At 59.9% G+C, this 19807-nt stretch carries 15 protein-coding genes; 3 read left to right on the top strand and 12 right to left on the bottom strand.

Annotation, left to right across the window (positions count from 1 at the left end):
- Positions 1-2: 2 nt before the first annotated feature.
- Positions 3-494 carry a GNAT family N-acetyltransferase gene (locus tag I6I12_RS02275; protein WP_200288600.1) on the top strand — a complete coding sequence of 164 codons (492 nt, stop codon included), beginning with the start codon at positions 3-5 and terminating at the stop codon, positions 492-494.
- 23 nt (positions 495-517) lie between these two features.
- Here the strand turns inward: I6I12_RS02275 and purT are convergent, their stop codons facing one another.
- From purT to I6I12_RS02250, 5 genes are all read right to left on the bottom strand, one after another.
- Positions 518-1870 (bottom strand): formate-dependent phosphoribosylglycinamide formyltransferase, encoded by a 1353-nt coding sequence (purT, locus tag I6I12_RS02270; protein ID WP_200288599.1) that lies wholly within the window; start codon positions 1868-1870, stop codon positions 518-520.
- A gap of 150 nt (positions 1871-2020) precedes the next feature.
- Complete coding sequence (locus tag I6I12_RS02265; RefSeq protein ID WP_200288598.1) at positions 2021-2854, bottom strand: class F sortase; 834 nt, start codon at positions 2852-2854, stop codon at positions 2021-2023.
- Between the two features lie 155 nt (positions 2855-3009).
- Positions 3010-7353 (bottom strand): VaFE repeat-containing surface-anchored protein, encoded by a 4344-nt coding sequence (locus I6I12_RS02260; RefSeq protein ID WP_234288158.1) that lies wholly within the window; start codon positions 7351-7353, stop codon positions 3010-3012.
- A gap of 736 nt (positions 7354-8089) precedes the next feature.
- Positions 8090-8413 (bottom strand): malonyl-CoA-ACP transacylase, encoded by a 324-nt coding sequence (locus I6I12_RS02255; protein WP_200288597.1) that lies wholly within the window; start codon positions 8411-8413, stop codon positions 8090-8092.
- A gap of 373 nt (positions 8414-8786) precedes the next feature.
- Positions 8787-10079, bottom strand: a complete 1293-nt coding sequence (locus I6I12_RS02250; protein ID WP_200288596.1) for an adenylosuccinate synthase — start codon at positions 10077-10079, stop codon at positions 8787-8789.
- A gap of 87 nt (positions 10080-10166) precedes the next feature.
- On the opposite strand from I6I12_RS02250, the gene I6I12_RS02245 reads away from it, so the two are divergent.
- The gene (locus tag I6I12_RS02245) at positions 10167-11000 is read left to right on the top strand and encodes a hypothetical protein (protein WP_200288595.1); all 834 of its coding nucleotides are present in this window, start codon (positions 10167-10169) and stop codon (positions 10998-11000) included.
- A 15-nt stretch (positions 11001-11015) separates the two neighbouring features.
- Here I6I12_RS02245 and I6I12_RS02240 read toward each other — a convergent pair whose 3' ends face one another.
- A complete protein-coding gene (locus tag I6I12_RS02240; protein ID WP_200288594.1) occupies positions 11016-12215 on the bottom strand; it encodes an FUSC family protein in 1200 nt (399 codons plus the stop codon).
- 164 nt (positions 12216-12379) lie between these two features.
- Here I6I12_RS02240 and I6I12_RS02235 point away from each other — a divergent pair, with 164 nt between their 5' ends.
- Entirely contained in the window at positions 12380-13450 is a 1071-nt protein-coding gene (locus I6I12_RS02235; RefSeq protein WP_200288593.1) for an HNH endonuclease signature motif containing protein, read from the top strand.
- A 136-nt stretch (positions 13451-13586) separates the two neighbouring features.
- On the opposite strand, the gene fbaA is transcribed toward I6I12_RS02235, so the two are convergent.
- The 6 genes from fbaA to I6I12_RS02205 form a co-directional block, all read right to left on the bottom strand.
- A complete protein-coding gene (gene fbaA / locus I6I12_RS02230) occupies positions 13587-14621 on the bottom strand; it encodes a class II fructose-bisphosphate aldolase (RefSeq protein WP_023019991.1) in 1035 nt (344 codons plus the stop codon).
- Positions 14622-14764: 143 nt separating this feature from the next.
- Complete coding sequence (locus tag I6I12_RS02225; RefSeq protein WP_023027775.1) at positions 14765-15955, bottom strand: glycoside hydrolase family 76 protein; 1191 nt, start codon at positions 15953-15955, stop codon at positions 14765-14767.
- Positions 15956-16009: 54 nt separating this feature from the next.
- A complete protein-coding gene (locus I6I12_RS02220) occupies positions 16010-16675 on the bottom strand; it encodes a TrmH family RNA methyltransferase (protein ID WP_200288592.1) in 666 nt (221 codons plus the stop codon).
- Positions 16668-17258, bottom strand: a complete 591-nt coding sequence (pyrE, locus tag I6I12_RS02215) for an orotate phosphoribosyltransferase (RefSeq protein ID WP_051138304.1) — start codon at positions 17256-17258, stop codon at positions 16668-16670. Before pyrE ends, I6I12_RS02220 begins: the two co-directional genes overlap by 8 nt.
- Positions 17259-17327: 69 nt before the next feature.
- A complete protein-coding gene (locus I6I12_RS11965) occupies positions 17328-18821 on the bottom strand; it encodes a type III secretion system chaperone family protein (protein WP_234288157.1) in 1494 nt (497 codons plus the stop codon).
- Between the two features lie 88 nt (positions 18822-18909).
- Entirely contained in the window at positions 18910-19767 is an 858-nt protein-coding gene (locus I6I12_RS02205; RefSeq protein ID WP_023019996.1) for a sulfurtransferase, read from the bottom strand.
- Positions 19768-19807: the final 40 nt, after the last annotated feature.

The raw sequence follows: 19807 nt of genomic DNA, 5'->3' as shown, positions 1-19807 counted from the left end.
CCATGCCGCATTTCATTTCCGCCGCGCCCTTGGGCCAACTGGCAGCCTTGGACGTCCACCAGCTCTACAAGCTGCGGGTAGATGTCTTTGTGCACGAGCAGCGCTGCCCGTACGCCGAGATTGACGCCACCGACGCCGACCCCCAGACCGTGCACCTGCTGGCCTGGGACGCGGACACCCACGAGCTGCTCGGCACGGCCCGCGTCTTTCCGGCTGCGCCTGCCGACGACACCGCGCTTTCCGACGCCCCGACCACCGGCGCCCAAATCGGCCGCTTCGCGCTCGCGCCCGCCGCGCGCGGCACGGGCCTCGGCCGCGAGCTACTCCAGGCGGCCATAGACCTTGGCGAGCGCATGCGCCCAGGCCAGACGCTCTATCTGGAGGCGCAGGCCGGCCTCGTGGACTATTACGCTTCCTTCGGCTTCACGCCGACTGGAGAGCCATTCGATGACGAGGGAGTCCCCCACCAGCCGATGCTGCGCCCCGCCAGCTAGACGCTTGGACAGCTGGCCGCCTCCTAGTCGGCGTCGTCCACGCCGGAGGCGAGCTTCGGATCGAGCTCCACGCCGCCCTCGTACTCCACGACCTCAATATCGGGAACATTCTCGGTTTCTGGATCGATGCCGCGGGCGCCGCCTTGCGCCAGCAGGCCCGGCGTGGAGGTCACCTCGATCTTGTGTGCCGCTAGAGCCGCACGGTCGCGCGCTTCTTCCACATTTTCTGCAGTAGAAGAGACCAAACCCATGCGGCGGCCCTTGTAGGCCCCCGGCTTGCCAAAGAGTTTCACGTCCGTCTCCGCATAGCTAAGGGCCGCGGCGACGCCGGTATAGGCCACCTCATTCAGCTCCTCGTCCGCGTGGATGACCACGCTGGCACCCGGGGTGACCAGGGTGGCGTCAATGGGGTAGCCCAAAATCGCGCGCGCGTGCAGGTCAAACTCGGAAAAGCGCTGCGTGTAGGCGGTTAGCATCGCCGTATCCGAGGGCCGCGGGGAGACGGAGGAAAAGTACACGTCATCGCCGGCGACAAAAAGCTCCACGCAGTACACGCCGCGACCACCCAGCTCATTGGAGATGCGCGCCGCCACAGAGCGGGCATTTTCCAGCGCAATCTCGCTCATTCCAGTAGGCTGCCACTCCTCTACGAGGTCGCCGCGCTCGTGGCGGTGTCCGATGGGCTCGCTAAACCACGTGGCCAGTTTGCCCGTGGCCGGGTCGATGGAGCGGATAGCTAGCAGGGTGACCTCAAGATCAAAGTCCACGAAACGCTCGGCCACCACGCGCTGCGAGTCCGAGGACACCCGCCGCACGGTCTCCCAGGCCACACGCACATCGTCCTCATCTCGGGCAATCATGTGGCCCTTGCCGGAGGTGGAGACATCCGGCTTAATGATGCACGGAAAGCCCAGCTCCCCGACTGCTTCTTCTAGCTCCTCCAATGAGCTAGCAAAGCGATACGCGGAGACCGGCAATCCAATATTCTCGGCCACCTCGCGCACGCACTGGCGATCCTGCGTCATGGCGCAGGCGCGAGCCGAGGGGACCACGATGGCGTCGCTATGCGCCTCCATCTCCTCCAGCGCTTCTACCGCAACGGTTTCTACCTCCGGAACCACAAAATGCGGCCGAATCTCCTTCGCTAGCTGCAGGATGCGCCCGGCGTCCTTGATATCGGCGACGTAGCTATACTGCGCCACTTGGTGTGCCGGCGCGCCCGCATACGAGTCCACCGCGTGGACCTCAAGGCCCAGGTTCTGGAAGGACATGGCCAGCTGCTTGCCCAGCTCGCCTGAGCCCAGCAGCAATACCTTGGTGGCATTGCTGGTCAGCGGCGTGCCAATATGACCGGCGATCTCGCCTGGATTATCCATGAAAATGCTCCTTCTAAGCCGCAGGCAGCGGCGGTTACTGCCTTAAATTATTTCATATTTAGGCCCCAACCCCACTACCCACATGCCAGGTGCCACGGATAAGAAAAGGCGCCCTGTGGGCAATTCCACAGGGCGCCTGAAAGGTATCCGCTAGGCTGCAGGGGCCTCAGCCGGGGCCTCCCCTGCCGGTTGCTCGGCGGGCTGCTCTGGCTCGCCTACCGGCTCCGCTACGGTAATGATGTTGTCCTCATACCCCAGCGCGCCGCCAACGAACTGGCCGCCGCAGGTAATAAGAACCAGGCGGTTCTCGCCTTCCTTATCGTTGACCACGTCCGGGAAACCGGAACCCTTGGGCAGGCGGTACGGCGCCTCGGTCACGCGGAAGGTGCGCTCTTGGCCGTCGATGACCACGGTAAATTCCTGGTCCTTCTTTAGCTTGGTGAACTTCTCCGCATAGCCGGTGCCTTGGCCCTGGTAGTTAATGTGGCCGGTAATCACGCTCGAGCCCACATTGCCGGGCTCACCCGGCACAGCGGAGGCGGAGTACCAGCCCACGCGGGTGACGTCGTGTGGCGGCAGCAGCACGCCCTGGTCCGTGACCTGTACGGGGTCCACGGCCGCGTACTCGCCATCGATGCCCACGGACATGCCTTCAAAGCCCTTGAATTCACCAGGCGCGGCCTCATACTCGTGCTCCTGCTGGCCCGAATCATCCACGAAGGCATCCGACTTCGGCCCGGATTCCTCCGGTGCGCTCTCGCTGGCCACCGTCTCTGGCGCCGAGCCGGCCTCATCCTCATCATCGCGCGCCAGGTACAGCACTACCTGCAGCAATACCAATGCCACGACAACAATTGCCGCAATAATGGCGATCAGCTTGCCACGGCCCATGCCCTGCTTGCCGACGCCCCCTTCTTCCCCACTCGCCGGATACTGCGAAGTTCCATTCTCTTCCGGCTGCTGTGGTTGCGCGTGCTTTCCCATAGCTAGCTTCCTTTACTTCCTCGTTTTGTCTACCTTGTGCAGGTTATATGCAAATCCCCTCCAGCGTGTGCAGTCACACCCTGGAGGGGATTTTTGGTGTTTAAGTCTCAACCCCGGTGGGGCGACCCGCGGGCCGCCTCACCGATGCTTATGGACTACTTGATGTAATCCTGCATACCCGGCTCAAGCTCGGTTGCGCCGGACGGTACGGACTTAATCTCAACGCGCTCGGCGTTGGATGGCAGTGCGTTACCAGTCTCTTCAGGTTCCTGACCTTGGACCTCGACGCCGCGGCCGTGTCCATTGTCAGAGTTGCCGCCCTGAGGAGCATCCTGGCCCTTGCCCTCGTGACCATTGCCGCCATTGTGGTTGCCGGTGTTGTCACCGTGGCCACCGTTGTGGCTGCCGTGGTCGTTGTGGTCGTGGCGATCCTTGATGATCTTACCCAAGCCGATGCCCGGAATCAGGATGAGCCACCACGGAATCTTGCCCTTGGAGGAACCATTCGAGGAACCGCCTGGGTTGTCCTGATCATCGACCTCGTCAGAGGTTACGGTCTGATCCTTATCGTTGATGTCCTTGTGCTCAGCGATGTGGTTCGGCTTCTCCGAAGTAGCATCCGGAGTCTCCTTGCCATTCTTATCAACCTCGACAGAGGTCAACTCCTCAAAGGCAACCGCAGCCTCAACCGGCTCAGTCACATCATCATTAACAGTGATCTCAACCTCAACCTTGCCGTTGGAGGCCTCTGGCTTGAAGGTCTTCTCACCGGTACCCAGAACAGACTTGCCGTCCTCCTTGCTAATCAGCTCAGCCTTCAGGGTGTATTCCTTACCCGGAACCAGACCCTCATAGGAAACCTCATCAACAACCTTGGCACCAGCAACAACCTCACGCAGGTCACCCTCAAAGTCAGCATTAGTGGAAATCTTCGGGGTCTTCTCAGAACCCTCAGAGGTCACAGTCTGATCCTTATCGTTGATGTCCTTGTGCTCAGCGATGTGGTTCGGCTTCTCCGAAGTAGCATCCGGAGTCTCCTTGCCATTCTTATCAACCTCGACAGAGGTCAACTCCTCAAAGGCAACCGCAGCCTCAACCGGCTCAGTCACATCATCATTAACAGTGATCTCAACCTCAACCTTGCCGTTGGAGGCCTCTGGCTTGAAGGTCTTCTCACCGGTACCCAGAACAGACTTGCCGTCCTCCTTGCTAATCAGCTCAGCCTTCAGGGTGTATTCCTTACCCGGAACCAGACCCTCATAGGAAACCTCATCAACAACCTTGGCACCAGCAACAACCTCACGCAGGTCACCCTCAAAGTCAGCATTAGTGGAAATCTTCGGGGTCTTCTCAGAACCCTCAGAGGTCACAGTCTGATCCTTATCGTTGATGTCCTTGTGCTCAGCGATGTGGTTCGGCTTCTCCGAAGTAGCATCCGGAGTCTCCTTGCCATTCTTATCAACCTCGACAGAGGTCAACTCCTCAAAGGCAACCGCAGCCTCAACCGGCTCAGTCACATCATCATTAACAGTGATCTCAACCTCAACCTTGCCGTTGGAGGCCTCTGGCTTGAAGGTCTTCTCACCGGTACCCAGAACAGACTTGCCGTCCTCCTTGCTAATCAGCTCAGCCTTCAGGGTGTATTCCTTACCCGGAACCAGACCCTCATAGGAAACCTCATCAACAACCTTGGCACCAGCAACAACCTCACGCAGGTCACCCTCAAAGTCAGCATTAGTGGAAATCTTCGGGGTCTTCTCAGAACCCTCAGAGGTCACAGTCTGATCCTTATCGTTGATGTCCTTGTGCTCAGCGATGTGGTTCGGCTTCTCCGAAGTAGCATCCGGAGTCTCCTTGCCATTCTTATCAACCTCGACAGAGGTCAACTCCTCAAAGGCAACCGCAGCCTCAACCGGCTCAGTCACATCATCATTAACAGTGATCTCAACCTCAACCTTGCCGTTGGAGGCCTCTGGCTTGAAGGTCTTCTCACCGGTACCCAGAACAGACTTGCCGTCCTCCTTGCTAATCAGCTCAGCCTTCAGGGTGTATTCCTTACCCGGAACCAGACCCTCATAGGAAACCTCATCAACAACCTTGGCACCAGCAACAACCTCACGCAGGTCACCCTCAAAGTCAGCATTAGTGGAAATCTTCGGGGTCTTCTCAGAACCCTCAGAGGTCACAGTCTGATCCTTATCGTTGATGTCCTTGTGCTCAGCGATGTGGTTCGGCTTCTCCGAAGTAGCATCCGGAGTCTCCTTGCCATTCTTATCAACCTCGACAGAGGTCAACTCCTCAAAGGCAACCGCAGCCTCAACCGGCTCAGTCACATCATCATTAACAGTGATCTCAACCTCAACCTTGCCGTTGGAGGCCTCTGGCTTGAAGGTCTTCTCACCGGTACCCAGAACAGACTTGCCGTCCTCCTTGCTAATCAGCTCAGCCTTCAGGGTGTATTCCTTACCCGGAACCAGACCCTCATAGGAAACCTCATCAACAACCTTGGCACCAGCAACAACCTCACGCAGGTCACCCTCAAAGTCAGCATTAGTGGAAATCTTCGGGGTCTTCTCAGAACCCTCAGAGGTCACAGTCTGATCCTTATCGTTGATGTCCTTGTGCTCAGCGATGTGGTTCGGCTTCTCCGAAGTAGCATCCGGAGTCTCCTTGCCATTCTTATCAACCTCGACAGAGGTCAACTCCTCAAAGGCAACCGCAGCCTCAACCGGCTCAGTCACATCATCATTAACAGTGATCTCAACCTCAACCTTGCCGTTGGAGGCCTCTGGCTTGAAGGTCTTCTCACCGGTACCCAGAACAGACTTGCCGTCCTCCTTGCTAATCAGCTCAGCCTTCAGGGTGTATTCCTTACCCGGAACCAGACCCTCATAGGAAACCTCATCAACAACCTTGGCACCAGCAACAACCTCACGCAGGTCACCCTCAAAGTCAGCATTAGTGGAAATCTTCGGGGTCTTCTCAGAACCCTCAGAGGTCACAGTCTGATCCTTATCGTTGATGTCCTTGTGCTCAGCGATGTGGTTCGGCTTCTCCGAAGTAGCATCCGGAGTCTCCTTGCCATTCTTATCAACCTCGACAGAGGTCAACTCCTCAAAGGCAACCGCAGCCTCAACCGGCTCAGTCACATCATCATTAACAGTGATCTCAACCTCAACCTTGCCGTTGGAGGCCTCTGGCTTGAAGGTCTTCTCACCGGTACCCAGAACAGACTTGCCGTCCTCCTTGCTAATCAGCTCAGCCTTCAGGGTGTATTCCTTACCCGGAACAAGGTCCTTATACGTCACAGTGTCAATAACCGTGGCACCCTTTTCTACACGGTTACCATCCTTGATGGAAGCTTCCGTTTCAATCTTGGGCTCAAGACCCTTCTCCTGCTCACTAGTAGTAGGAGTCGGTTCCGGATTAGGCGTTACATCAGTCGTCTTATCCGGAGTCGTCTCGGAGGTGGTGTCCTTCGGAGTGGTTCCCTCAGACTCAGACGGCTCAGGATTCTCAGTTGTCTCGTTCGGAGAAGTCTCCCCGCCAGGATTTTCCGAAGTCGTCTCGGAGGTGGTGTCCTTCGGAGTGGTTCCCTCAGACTCAGACGGCTCAGGATTCTCAGTTGTCTCGTTCGGAGAAGTCTCCCCGCCAGGATTTTCCGAAGTCGTCTCGTCCGAAGAAGTCTCCTCAGCAGAAGTCGTGGGCTCTTCGGAACCACCACCATTGTCAGGCTCATCAGGCAGACCGGGCTGGTCTACCGGAATGACAGACTGAGCCTTTGAATTGCGATTGCCATTCGGATGCACAACGGTAATAAACGCATCTTCAGGCTGCTTCGCTATTTCCACCGTCGGGTCTTTTACAAGCTTCGGCACTTCTTTGGGTCCCTCGATTTTATAACCCGTAAGCGCCGTAAACTCTTCGTGCGATCCAGTAAACCCTGGGAAATAATCTTTGCTATTTCCTACAATAGTTTCAAATGGTAGGTTCTTTGGATTCTGATGCGAATCAAGGAACATCAACAGGTAGACGTAATAGTTGGCAGCCGCCTTTTTATCCCCTCGTGCAGCTGCAGCTTCCATCTTCCGTCCGAGATTAATGACGGCGTCGTGATACCGCTCATCAAACTCAAGTTTCGTAGCGTTCTTCTTTTGATACGCTTCGAACGTATTGAGAGGGGTTTTAGCGTGCGGTTCAATACACCAACCCCAGCCCACATCATTATTTTTGTTTCCACCATTGTTAAAGCCGGGCCCGGCTGGCTCTCCCGCCCAAACAAGCAAACCCCAGGAGTAGTCCGCGGCGAAATGCTGCGGGTCTTTTTCTTCCTTCTTAAGCTCGTTGCCCAATGTACTGTTGGGCGTAAAATCGGTAGGCTCAGCAGCCTCTGCATTCGCCCCGGGAACGGTGACCATGGCCGCAATTACCGCAATTGCAGCAAGCACTGCGGTAAAGACCATCCACCCCTCTCGGGATATATTTCTTAATTTACTCATTCTTTCCTCTTCGAGCGGTACAAATACTTACATTCGTTTTCCTGTACAGCGAGTGTTTTCGCTGAACAGAACCTGAAATTGAGACTTGAACACACTGCAGTTAATCAGGGTTTGAACCCAAATCCGGATTAACCCTTATTGTGCTCTCAGGATAATATCACGGGAGAAATTAAGGCGCCAGCCAGAAAGTTTTAGAAAACTGCACGTTATGCAGGATTTCTAATTTCATACCCACAGGTAGATGCGCTAATTTCCACGGCTAAACCAGTGCTAAATACAAATGTTCGATATACTCTAGCCTTTTCTTAAGGTCAGGACACCACACCAATGGCTTATTCAATACTAAGATTAGTTTTAACAAGAGCCGTGTAAACACTTCCATGCGCTGCGTTTTGTCTAATTTCGTGCAAATTCAAGGGCTCGATTTGCGTGCAACTTGTTCACTTCACTCCGGGACCATCCATAGAAAGTTGGTGTTACAGGTGTGACTGGAGAGCACTCAATAGGGGTGGGCGCACGTTCGATACATCGGAGGTGTAGTAATCCTTAATCCTATTGCCATTCATCTCCAAGAAGGGAAGTGTGAGCGAAAACTCTGCCCAGAGTCGTCACAATCACACTTAGGGCCCTCGAATAGGGAGTGAGGGAGAATTGGGCAAAGAAAAATCCGCACTGCGGCGTCGGCAAGCGGATGCTTTACCGAGGCCGCAGTGCGGATCCTGGAATGAATTAGGCCTTAAAGAACAGCAGTGACCTGGTAGCCCTTTTCCTGCAGGAGCTGGGAAACTGCTTCAAAGGTATCGCCGTCCTTGTCCGGGTTGTAGGTCTCCGGGCTCAGGGCAATATTGGCGGTGTCGCCCTCGTAGCGGACGCTGATGAACTCGTAGCCGGCTACGGCATGGGCGGCGTCGATAAGGGCCTGCACGTCGTCGGTGTTGCCCTGCTCAGCAACAGCAACCTGCTCCTGCTCAGGTGCCGGCGCAGCCCCCTGTGCCGGGGTGCCCAGGCCGAAGAATCCCATAATGGTGGCAAGCAGGCCGCTCAAAAGCTTAACAATCATTGAAGTAACTCCCTGTGTTGAAATACGCGGGAATTGGGCCCGCGAAAGCTGAAAACTCTCTGTACTTAAAACGAACTTAACTTTAGATGAGTTTTTGGTTACGTTCAACAGGGAAGGACCTATGCTGGCATGTTACGGTCTTGCGGGCAGCTTAAAGGGCACTGAAAAGCCACAGCGCCCGTGCTCCGTCTCAGGGACGGTACACGGGCGCTTTCGCTCAATTAGGGCTAAATCCCTTAGAGGGACCGAGAGCTGGTTAGAGATAGGACCCTTTGTTGTCTGCTTGGAGGGCTAGAAGAAGCATCGTGCAGAGAGCCAGGTCAGCTGTGCTAGAGAGTGGGGCTCCCACACCACGCTAATAAGGACTACATCCTTACTGGTCTTCCATGACATCGTGACGAATGATGGTCTGGTCACGGCCCGGACCAACGCCGATGTAGGAAATGCGGCAGCCAGACAGCTCCTCTAGGCGCAGGACGTAATCCTGCGCCTTCTGCGGCAGCTCCTCAAAGGTGGTGCATTCGGTAATGTCCTCGTCCCAGGCGGGCATGGTCTCGAAAATGGGCTCGGCGTGGTGGAACTCGGACTGGGTAAGCGGCAGCTCGTCGTAGCGCTTGCCGTCGACGTCGTAGGCCACGCAGATCGGAATCTCACCGATGCCGGTAAGAACGTCCAGCTTGGTCAGGAAGTAATCGGTAAAACCGTTCACGCGGGTGGCGTAGCGCGCAATGACGGAGTCGTACCAACCACAACGGCGCTTGCGGCCGGTGTTCACACCAATCTCGCCGCCGGTGGTCTGCAGGTACTCGCCCCACTTATCAAAGAGCTCGGTGGGGAACGGGCCAGCGCCCACGCGGGTGGTGTAGGCCTTGATGATGCCCAGCGAGGTTTTAATCCGCGTCGGACCAATGCCGGAGCCCACGGAAGCACCGCCGGCAGTCGGGTTAGACGAGGTCACGAACGGGTAGGTGCCATGGTCCACATCCAACATGGTGGCCTGGCCGCCTTCCATGAGCACGTGCTTGCCGGACTCGAGGGCTTTGTTGAGCTCCAGCTCAGCATCGATAACCATCGGGCGCAGGCGATCGCGGTAGCTCAAGAAGTACTCCACAATCTGGTCTGCCTCGATGGCCTTGCGGTTGTACATCTTCACCAGCATCTGGTTTTTAATGTCCAGCGCAGATTCGACCTTCTGGCGCAGGATGGACTCATCAAAGATGTCCTGCACACGGATACCGATGCGCGCTACCTTATCGGCATAGGTCGGACCGATGCCGCGGCCGGTGGTGCCAATCGCGCGCTTACCCAAGAAGCGCTCCTGCACGCGGTCGAGCGTCTGATGGTAAGGGGCTACTAGGTGCGCATTGGCGGAAATCTTCAGGCGCGAGGCATTCGCACCGCGGGCTTCGAGGCCATCAATTTCATCAAAGAGCGCCTCGAGGTTAATTACCACGCCATTGCCCAGCACCGGGGTAGCGTTCTCAGACAAAATGCCGGCCGGCAGGAGCTTCAGCTCATATTTATCGCCGCCTACCACGACGGTGTGGCCGGCGTTATTACCGCCGTTCGGCTTGACCACGTAGTCAACCTTGCCGCCGAGGATGTCGGTCGCTTTGCCCTTGCCTTCGTCGCCCCATTGGGCGCCGACAATGACGATCGCTGCCATTGTTTAGTCACTTCCTCATTATTGAAGCCAAAATACTCTCCAACTTTACACTTTCCCGGCCCAAAAAGCGCGCGTAGCATGGTGCGCATGCGTTTTTTGTTCCTCCGCTGCGGCGCCCCGGACATTTCCATGCCCGCTGAGGCCCACGATCTCTCCCCCATCCCTACCCGCAAAGAGCTCGCGCTTATCGACGCCTTCCTCAACCCCCTCCTCCCCACAGACCCCACTCCCTCGCTCGATGACATCGCCGCGCAGCCCGACGTCCGCCACCTCGGCGCCCCCGAACCTGCCCCACAGGCCCCGCACCTAATAGAGCCCGCCCGCATCGTCGTCGCCGGCTCCGACGCCGCCCTCTCGGCCGTGCTCACCCGCCTCATGCGCTCCGACCGCCTCTGGGCCGAGGTCGCCTTCATCCCCGTCCCCTCGGCCGCAGCCTCCACCCCGTCAGCGGCCGCGCAGAACTGGGGGATTCCCACCTCCCCGGCCGAGGCCCTCGATTTCGCCCGCACCGTCCCGGTCCGCCCTGCGCCGCTCATCCGCAACGATTCCGGCCTCGCCGTCGCGGGCTCCGCCACCATCTCAGACGCCGCAAATGGCTCATTCACCGGCGAAGTCATCATCGATGACCACACGCTCGCCGCCACTTCCCCCAAAACCTTCGGCGCACGCCTCGTCCCGATGACCGATGCCCCCGGCATCCTCGCCGCCCGCGCCACTTCCCCCGTCGAGTCCCAGGGCCGCCTCCGCTCGCTGCTGCGCAAGCCCGGCCAGCTCGCCCCTGAATCCGTACGCACCGGCCGCGCCGTCCAGGCCGGCGGCCCACAGCTGCGCGTCATCGTCGATTCGGTCCCCCACAAGCGGCCGGTGACCCGCGTGACCTTCTACCGCCACCTACGCGATCTCCAGATCGTGCGCCCTTAGCCCCGCGCGACGACTTCAGTCCTCGCGCCCCCACACCTCCGGCGGATAGGCCGGGTGCTGCGACGTCGGCACGAGGTGCGCCACGGCCGACTCACGCGAGAGCCCGCACACCATGAGCATGTCGACCACAATGGAACGCGTCTGGCCCAAAATCATATAGGCCGATAACGTGCCGTCCTTGTCGATGATGTCTAGCCCGGCGCGCCCGCCCACGATGCGCAGCCGCTGCACGAGGTCCGGAATCTCAATCGCTTCGTCGTGCCCATGCTGTTTGCCTTGGCCGTAGAGCTCGCTGATGGCGAGCATGATTTCAGAAAGCTCATCGAGCAATTCCACCTGCGCGTCTGAAACCTTGTCGCGGTCCTCCGTCAGGCCTAATGCCTGGCGGGAGAGCACGCGCACGCCGCGCACCGCGTTATCTACCGGCATGAGGATGCGCTCCAGCGAGCGAATGCTGCGCCGCGATGCCCACAACAGTGGCGAGACCTCCGAGGCCTCCCTGCCCGATTGCGCCGCACTCAGCAGGGTATTCACGCTGTCTTGCGTACCGCGCACCGCCTCGCGCGCATCTCGGATAACGGCGGGGTCTTGCTGGCGGATGCCGTACGTGACGTCGGCAAGAATGCTCGAGGCAATCTTGAGCACCTTCGATACCTCGCGCCGCGCCTCCACCAACGGGGAATTGGGAATCAACGCGATGGTTATCAGGCCAATGCCTGAGCCAATCATCGCGTCGATCGCGCGGTGCAGGCCACCCGGGCCCTCCGTGGGTGGAAAAATCGTCGCAATCAAAATCGCGCCAAAGACAATCTGGTTAGTAATCAGCGGCGACTTGGTCAAAAACGAGCCCACCACCAGGCCCGCGCCCACGATGAAGAAAATCTGGAACGGCCCCTGCCCCACAATCTGAAAGAGCAAGTCGCCTACGGCCACGCCGATGATGCCGCCAATCGACATCTCCAGCGCCTTCTTCATCCTGTCCCCACCGGACATCCCTAAAATGATGACCGCGGAAATCGGCGCAAAGAACGGCTGCGGGTGCCCCACCACATCGCCGGCCACCCAGTACGCGAGCGCCGCACCAATGGTCGCCTGCACAATATAAACAAACCGCGAGCGGATGCGGTTTACCCGCGAGAGCACCGAGCGGTCAATCACCCGCAGCTTTTGCCGCGTTGAGACTCTTTCCTTCGCTTCCGACATACCTTCCAGCATAGAAGACCGCCCCTACCATCGCCGCTGTCCCCGCGCATCTTGGCCGCCGGCTAACCTGTAGACAGCTCTTGCCGACGCCCCCTTTCCCCCACTCATCCACAATTTCTCCCTCCCCGGCCGCGCACCGCTTGTTCAGCCCTCGCGTGCCCTTTAACTTCGGCCGTGTGAACACCGATTTTCTTCTGCTATGCCGCCGCGGCGTCGACCTCGTCGCCGAATTTCGGGGCTGCTCCGAAGACTCGCTTCTCGAAGCCGGAGCCAGTCCCCTTCTGGCTGCCCAACTCGCCCGCCTGCAGCACGTCTACTTCGGCCGCACGTCGAATACCCGCAAGCAACGCCACGCCCGCGAGGCCGCCCGCAGCCGCGGCCATGACCTCACCACGCTCGATAGCATCGAGTCTTATACCCGCCGCGTACGCGATCCCAACCGCGCTTGGGACCTGCGCCTAACGCTCTGCCGCACCGAGGCCCGCCTGATTCCCTCCGTGGCCAAGAAGCTACTCAAGCAGATCAATCCGCCCCGCCGCCCGGAGCCCGGCGTGCGCTATACCCGCCGCCCCGACGGCCCACACACCATCTCTATTACGGCCGATCCCACCGATATCGCCGATATCAAGGGCGTGCTCTCCTCCGTCAACAAGGACGACCCACTCGCCGCCGCCAAGAAGGTGCTCCTCGAGGGCAATCCCGGCGCGCTGCCGGCCGTGCATACCAACGTCATCCTCACCCTAGACCAGCTCGACCGCATCGTCGCTGCACCTTCCAATGCCTCCGATATCACCCTCCAGCTCACCAACGGCGCCCGCATGACCGGCGCACAGCTCGTTGCCCGCGCTCTCGCCCAGCGCGGCTACGTCAGCCTCGTTCACCCCGAGCACGGCCCGGTAAACCTGTATCGCACCGAGCGCATGGCCACGTGGAAACAACGCATGCTCGCCGCGGCCGAGCACCCCGTGTGCGCGTGGCCGGGTTGTAATACGCCTGCCGACGACGCCCAAGTCCACCACCTCACCGCCTGGTCCACCGGCGGACCCACAAACCAAGAAAATCTGGTCACCCTGTGCGCACACCACAACGCCATCAACCAGGATGACCCCTCCCGACCCACAGAACGCGGCCGTATGGTGCGCGTAAGTGGCCGCATCGCCTGGGTACCGCCGTGGAGCAATACCCCGCGCTTCGTCCCCAGCCCCACCCGGCCACCGAATCGCCACACGCAGCCACCTGGTCCTTAGCCCCTCGGCCCCACCACCCGCCAGCGCCGCCCGCGAAATCCCGACCCTGGCCGAAGACATGAAAAAGCCGCCTCCCACGCGGGGGAAGCGGCCAGTTCGGCGTGCCTACTTAAGGGGCTGCCGCAGCTTAGAAACTTTACTTGGAGAGGGACTTGCCCACAGAGTGCAGGTCCTGGCAAGACTCGATGACGCGCTCGGACATGCCCTGCTCTGCCTTCTTCAGGTAGGAGCGTGGGTCATAAACCTTCTTGTTGCCAACCTCGCCGTCAATCTTGAAGACGCCATCGTAGTTTTCCATCATGTGGCGAGCAACCGGGTTGGTAAAGGCATACTGGGTATCGGTATCCACGTTCATCTTGATGACGCCGTAGCGAAGTGCCTCTTCAATCTTTTCCTTCTCGGAGCCGGAGCCACCGTGGAATACGAAGTCGAAGGCGTACTCGTCCTCACCCAGGCCGAGCTTCTTCTGTGCAACCTTCTGGCCCTCCAGCAGGACCTCTGGGCGCAGCTTCACGTTGCCTGGCTTGTAGACGCCGTGAACGTTGCCGAAGGTAGCGGCCAGCATGTAGCGGCCCTTCTCACCGGTGCCCAGGGCATCGATGGTCTTTTCAAAGTCCTCCGGGGAGGTGTACAGGTTAGCGCCTGCCTTTGCCTGAACGCCGTCCTCTTCGCCGCCGACGACGCCAATCTCAGCCTCGAGGATGACGTGAGCGTTCTTAGCCTTTTCCAGCAGTTCCTGTGCGATGACCAGGTTCTCGTCGATTGGAATAGCGGAGCCGTCCCACATGTGGGACTGGAACAGCGGGTTCTCGCCGCGGTCGACGCGCTCCTGGGAGATAGCCAGCAACGGGCGGACGTACTCATCGAGTACCTCCTTCTGGCAGTGGTCGGTGTGCAGCGCGATATTGACGCCGTAGTGCTTCGCGGCCTCATGAGCGAATGCGGCCAATGCCTGAGCACCCTTGACCTTATCCTTCAGTGCCAGGCCGGAACCGAAGGCTGCGCCGCCGGTAGAGAACTGGATGATGCCGTCGGACTCGGCCTCCGCAAAGCCCTTCAGAGCTGCGTTAATGGTCTCAGAAGAGGTGCAGTTGATAGCTGGGAACGCGAAGCCATTCTTCTTCGCGGTATCCAGCATCTCGTTATAGACCTCAGGGGTTGCAATTGGCATGAATTTCCATCCTTAAAAGTGGGTTTGTGGTCAAACACGTTCCAGCACCCAAGTATGCCCGTTTCACGGAATTTCTGCCGCAAAAACTCTGTGACATTTTCAACCCATCTATGCGCGCCGCACAACTGGCCCGCCCCTGCGGACTATTTAGATAGATGCCGCGTCACGCGAGCGCAGGCCTCCATCAGCATCCATCCGGAAAGTTGCACGGATAAATCGCGCTCGTCCACGCGGATGATGCCTACCTTCTCACTCATGGTGCGCCGGCCGAAGCCGTAGTTATGCGGCAGGCGCGCATCGGACAACCAATCAGAGCCGAAGATCGGCAGACCATCAACCTCTAAGCGGTGCTCCCACACCGATTCGGCCGAGGCCATCACCATGCGCGCGGCCAGCTTCTTCGTGGCACGGTTGGCGGGAGAATCGCCCGGCAGGCGCACGGCGACGTCGGCAAGATAGCGCATCAAAATGCCTTTAAACAGGCCACCGTCACCATCGCCGGTCTCCCAGTCCACCACGCCCGAGGGGGTAGCCATGCCCGAAGCCACGGTCTGCACCAGGCCGCGGATGCGGATAATGTAGTCCATCATCTCGGACGCCAGCTCGGCCTCGTGCACGCTGTCGATTTGCTCCAAATCACCGATACCGGCCTTTTCCCGCAGCGCCAGCACAATTTCCAAGCACGCACCTAGAACCACGCCTTGGCAGTAGGGGTGGATGTTTTTTACCACCTCAGGGCCGTCCATGCGCATGCGCACGCCGTCCATGATGTAGCCGTCGTCATCAAGCAGGTGATCGTAGATCCAGTCGATGATGTGGCGCGCTTCCTCAATGCGCCCCATCCGCGCCAACATGATGGCGCCCGGGCCATTGGAGGGCACGTTCATGAAATTCTCGCCGAGGCGCCACGGCAACACGCCGAGCGATTCATCGAGTCCTTCGTGGATATTGCGCTGCAGCTCCGCCAAACGCTTCGGCGTCTTCGCCTTCTTTAGCTCCTCCACGCGGCCGAAGGCCAAGGCGAGCCACCCCTTGTCATCGTAGTATTTATTCTTCGTCAGCTGCGTCAGGTTGCGGATACGAATCCCCCGCATGGTGTCGAAGATGCGCTGTCGGCGCACCTTGGTGTTATTGCGCAGCGCCGCATCAACGAGGCAATCCAAATAATGGGCCTGCCACCAGTAGTGCCAATGGATGAAGAGTTTTTCTTTCGTGGTAGGCGGCCAGCTCACCACCGCAAGATTGGTGCGCGGCAGGCCCCACACAGGGTGCGCGTGGCGCTCATTGATGGCCGCTTCTGCAAGTTCGGCGCGGTGGGCCCATTTTTCTTCCACGATTCCTCTATCACTCCAGTTACGCGGGTAGATATAGCTAGTGTAACGATCTTCCTACCAAGAGTTGGCTAGATCAGCGTGCTGGCGAATCCAGGCGTGCATGGCGATTCCGGCCGCGACGCCTGCATTGATGGAACGAGTAGAGCCGAACTGGGCGATGGAGCAGGTCATCACGGCGGCGTCCTGGGCAGCTTGTGTCACGCCGGGGCCTTCCTGGCCGAAAAGTAAAAGGCTGCGCTCGGGCAGCTCGGCCGTTTCCAGGGGCACGCAACCGGGGGTGTTGTCGATGGCGACGACGGTCAGCCCCTCCTCGGCCGCCCACGCAATAAGCTTCTCGACGCTCTCATGGTGCATCAAGTGCTGGTACCTATCCGTCACCATTGCCCCACGCCGATTCCACCGCCGGCGGCCGACGATGTGCACTGTATCGACGGCGAAGGCGTTGGCGGTACGCACGACGGTGCCAATATTGGCATCGTTTTCAAAGTTCTCGATAGCGATGTGCAGGCTATGCCGGCGCTTATCGATGTCCTTTTTGATCGCTTCCCTGCTCCAGTAGCGGTAGGCATCGACGACGTTGCGACGGTCGCCTTCAGCGAGCAGCTCTGGGTCGTATTTCTCAGCCTCTGGCCCTTGCGGCAGCGGACCTTCCCACGGGCCTACGCCATGGCGGCCCTCGTTCCACTCGGTCGGGCCCTTGGCCTCGTCTGCGTTAGGCAAGGTCAAGGTCGCCCAGGCCCAACAGGGAGCGGTATTCAAGGCCTTCTGCGGCGATGACGTCGCCGGCACCAGTCTCGCGGTCTACGACGGTCGCTACGCCAACGACCTCGGCGCCGGCCTCGCGCAGCGCAGCCACGGCGGTCAGCGGGGAGTTACCGGTGGTCGTGGTGTCTTCTACGACAAGGACCTTCTTTCCTTCCACGTCCGTGCCCTCGATGCGGCGCTGCATGCCGTGCTTCTTGGCTTCTTTGCGCACGACGAAGGCGTCGATATCGCGGCCGTCGGCATGCATGATGGAAGTAGCAACAGGGTCGGCGCCGAGCGTTAGGCCACCGACGGCCGCGAAATCCCAATCGGCGGTCAACTCGCGAAGCAGCGCACCGATGAGGCGGGAGGCCTCGTGGTGCAAGGTAGCGCGGCGCAGATCCACGTAGTAGTTAGCTTCCTTGCCCGAGGACAGGGTCACCTTGCCGTGGACTACGGCCAGTTCCTTGACTAGCTCGGCAAGGCGGGCCTTCTTCTCGGCATCCAGGTTCTGGGCATTCGCGGTGTGCGCATTGGTGTTGTGAGAATCCACAGTCATCTGCTCCTTGTCGTGGTTCGTGCACGGCGGCTCGTGCGCGGCGGCAGGCCGCCAGTATCGGTCTCTAGGCTACTCTTCCCGGCGCGGGTCCGATTCCTCGGCTGCACGGGAATCGGCCGCGCCGGGGGCGGGCCCACTAGTGGAATCGTCGGAGGGGCCGTCGAAGATGGAGGCAGCGCGGAACTGCTGGCGCGGCAGGCGGGCGGTATGAGAATCGGGGGTGGGGCGCTCGCGGCCGTCGGCAATAGCGTCTACTTCGTCGCCGCCTAGCGCGCTGTGTTCGACCGGGCCGCGGGTTTCGGAGTACGCCCGGGACGGCATGTGCAAAGGCTCTTCCGGCCGCTGGATGACGGGACGCTCAAACACGGGCGCACCGGCAGCCGGCGCACCGCCGACAGCTTCCGCGATGGGCTGGGCGGGAATCTCGCGAGCTGGATCCAATTCCTCTAGTCGCACCACGTGAGTGGCCGAGGAGCGCGGTGGCAAGACACGGGCGGCGTCTGCCAATAACGCAAGCGGCGGTAGCATCGCTTCCCATTCCGCGGAGCGCGCCTGCTTCGTAGTCTGTGCTAGCACCCACTCAGTTTCCATCCACAGTGCGGTGACCGCTTCGGGCATTTGCTGCAGGGCGACGTGAACACGCTCGTCTACCATGCGCTCGGTAACAGCACTATCCGAGGAATACACATCAAACCCCTCAAGAGTCATGGCTAAATGCAGATCCTCGGAGGCCTTCGTGTCTTCGCGGTCGAAGCGACGGAAGTCCACCACCATGTCTGAGGCCGCTCCGGTGCGCATCGCCATGACGTTGACGCCATCAATATCCATCAACAGCATCTCGTGGCCATACACGTTTCCCGCGACAATGTCTTTTGGCGCCGCACCGGTAGAGGCCACTCCCCTCGTCCATTCATCTACGAGGTAAGGATCGGACTTCATAAATTCGAAGCCTTTTGCTTCTGCCCAACTGCGGCGCTCGCGACGCAACGTTCCCGGCAGAATCGGCCGATGGCGGGTGTGCGGCTTGGAGGGCGCGCGGTTCTCGCTCGCGGTCTCCTGGCTCGGATTGTGGCTTCGCTCGTGCTTCGGCTCGTTGCTCGGCTCCTGGTCTGGTCCGCGCTCAGGGGTTGGCTCAGGGTCTTGCTGGGTTTCAGACTCCGGTGCGGACTCTGGTGCGGCTTCGGCATGGGACTCGGGAGCTGGGGCAGCTGGCGAAGACGCTAGGTGGGCTGGGTCGACAGCGGGGGCATCGCTAGAGGTCGAGTCAACGGGAGCGGTATCGGAAGAAGCAGGCTCGGCGGACTCGGTGGACTCGGTCCTGGGCTCAGGCTCGGGGGAAGCGGCGTCGACAGGCGCGGCGTCTGCGGGAGTGGTGTCTGCGGGAGTGGTGTCTGCAGGAGCGGTGTCCGCGGGCGCGGTGTCTGCAGGCGTGGCGTCAGCGGGCGTCGGGTCCGTGTCGGCGGAGAGTGTAGGGGCGGAGGTGCGCTGTTTGCCTTCGTAAAGCAGCAAGGCACCGCCGACAATGCCGAGAAGTAGCGCCAAAGCAAGGATTAGAAAAGCCATCACCCCACGATAGTAGTAGGAACAAACAAGCCCTCAGCGCTCGGCGCGCGGAGGCGGGAGGCTGAGGGCGAGGGGTGAGCGTGGGCGATTAGCCGTTGACGGTAAGGCGGTCGCCGCGCTCGACAGGGTTCTTAGGGTTAGCGGACCACTGCGACCAGCCGCCGACATAGTGGCGCAGGCCGGTGAAGCCGGCGTCGTGCATGGCGGCGAGGGCGAGGGCGGAGTGGTTGCCAGAGCCGGAGTAGATGATGGCGCCTTGGACATTGTCGGGGGTTAGTCCGGCGTCGAAAAGAACTTCGCGGATTTCACCCGCAGACTTCCAGGTGCGCAGGCCGTCGTTGTGGAAGAGGCGCTCCGGCACATTGACGGCGCCGGGGATATGACCGGCCTTAAGGTCGAGGTTTTCGCGGCGGCCGGCAAAGCGGTTGCGGGTGCGGGTATCGATGAGCAGGCCATCGTGACTGCGCACGTCATCGATGGTGGCCACCGGCATCTGGCCGGGGTTTACCGTGGCGCTGGCGCCCACGGCGAAGTTGCCGGGGCCGGTCAGCGTCGTATAGCCCAGGTGGCGCCAATTGGCCAAGCCGCCGTCGAGGATGCGGACGTTGTCCAAGCCGGCCCAGCGCAAGGTCCACCACGCGCGGCCGGCGAATAGGCCGCGCCCCTCGTCATAGACCACGACGGGGCGGTCCTCACGGATTCCCCACTGGCGGAAGTGCTCCTGCAGCTTATCCGGATCCGGCAGCGGGTTGCGGCCTACCTGTGAACCGGGGAGACCGGCGAAGGAATTAGCGGTATCGCTAAACAGTGCCGTAGGAATATGCAAGGAAGTGAACTGGTTATAGCTCTGACGCAGCTGTGGCTGCCAGTGGGTGGCCAAGAGGGTAAATCGTTCGCCGTGATAAATGGATTCGCGGAGTTCTTGTGGGGAGACCAAAATGCTCATGCCCCGAGTCTAGGGGCATGAGCAGGATTTGGCGCGGCGG

This window comes from Corynebacterium kefirresidentii, assembly GCF_016599755.1.
Classification (GTDB): Bacteria; Actinomycetota; Actinomycetes; order Mycobacteriales; family Mycobacteriaceae; genus Corynebacterium; species Corynebacterium kefirresidentii.
The sequence above is the reverse complement of the archived record's forward strand: the minus strand, read 5'-3'. Positions and strand labels throughout refer to the sequence as shown.

Excerpts from the sequence above, each read along its gene's own strand:
- I6I12_RS02275 (WP_200288600.1), top strand. The coding sequence starts at position 3 with ATGCCGCATTTCATTTCCGCCGCGCCCTTGGGCCAACTGGCAGCCTTG.
- I6I12_RS02260 (WP_234288158.1), bottom strand. The coding sequence starts at position 7,353 with ATGAGTAAATTAAGAAATATATCCCGAGAGGGGTGGATGGTCTTTACC.
- I6I12_RS11965 (WP_234288157.1), bottom strand. The coding sequence starts at position 18,821 with ATGGCTTTTCTAATCCTTGCTTTGGCGCTACTTCTCGGCATTGTCGGC.
- I6I12_RS02250 (WP_200288596.1), bottom strand. The coding sequence starts at position 10,079 with ATGGCAGCGATCGTCATTGTCGGCGCCCAATGGGGCGACGAAGGCAAG.
- I6I12_RS02245 (WP_200288595.1), top strand. The coding sequence starts at position 10,167 with ATGCGTTTTTTGTTCCTCCGCTGCGGCGCCCCGGACATTTCCATGCCC.
- I6I12_RS02240 (WP_200288594.1), bottom strand. The coding sequence starts at position 12,215 with ATGCTGGAAGGTATGTCGGAAGCGAAGGAAAGAGTCTCAACGCGGCAA.
- I6I12_RS02255 (WP_200288597.1), bottom strand. The coding sequence starts at position 8,413 with ATGATTGTTAAGCTTTTGAGCGGCCTGCTTGCCACCATTATGGGATTC.
- purT (WP_200288599.1), bottom strand. The coding sequence starts at position 1,870 with ATGGATAATCCAGGCGAGATCGCCGGTCATATTGGCACGCCGCTGACC.
- I6I12_RS02205 (WP_023019996.1), bottom strand. The coding sequence starts at position 19,767 with ATGAGCATTTTGGTCTCCCCACAAGAACTCCGCGAATCCATTTATCAC.
- fbaA (WP_023019991.1), bottom strand. The coding sequence starts at position 14,621 with ATGCCAATTGCAACCCCTGAGGTCTATAACGAGATGCTGGATACCGCG.
- I6I12_RS02265 (WP_200288598.1), bottom strand. The coding sequence starts at position 2,854 with ATGGGAAAGCACGCGCAACCACAGCAGCCGGAAGAGAATGGAACTTCG.
- pyrE (WP_051138304.1), bottom strand. The coding sequence starts at position 17,258 with ATGACTGTGGATTCTCACAACACCAATGCGCACACCGCGAATGCCCAG.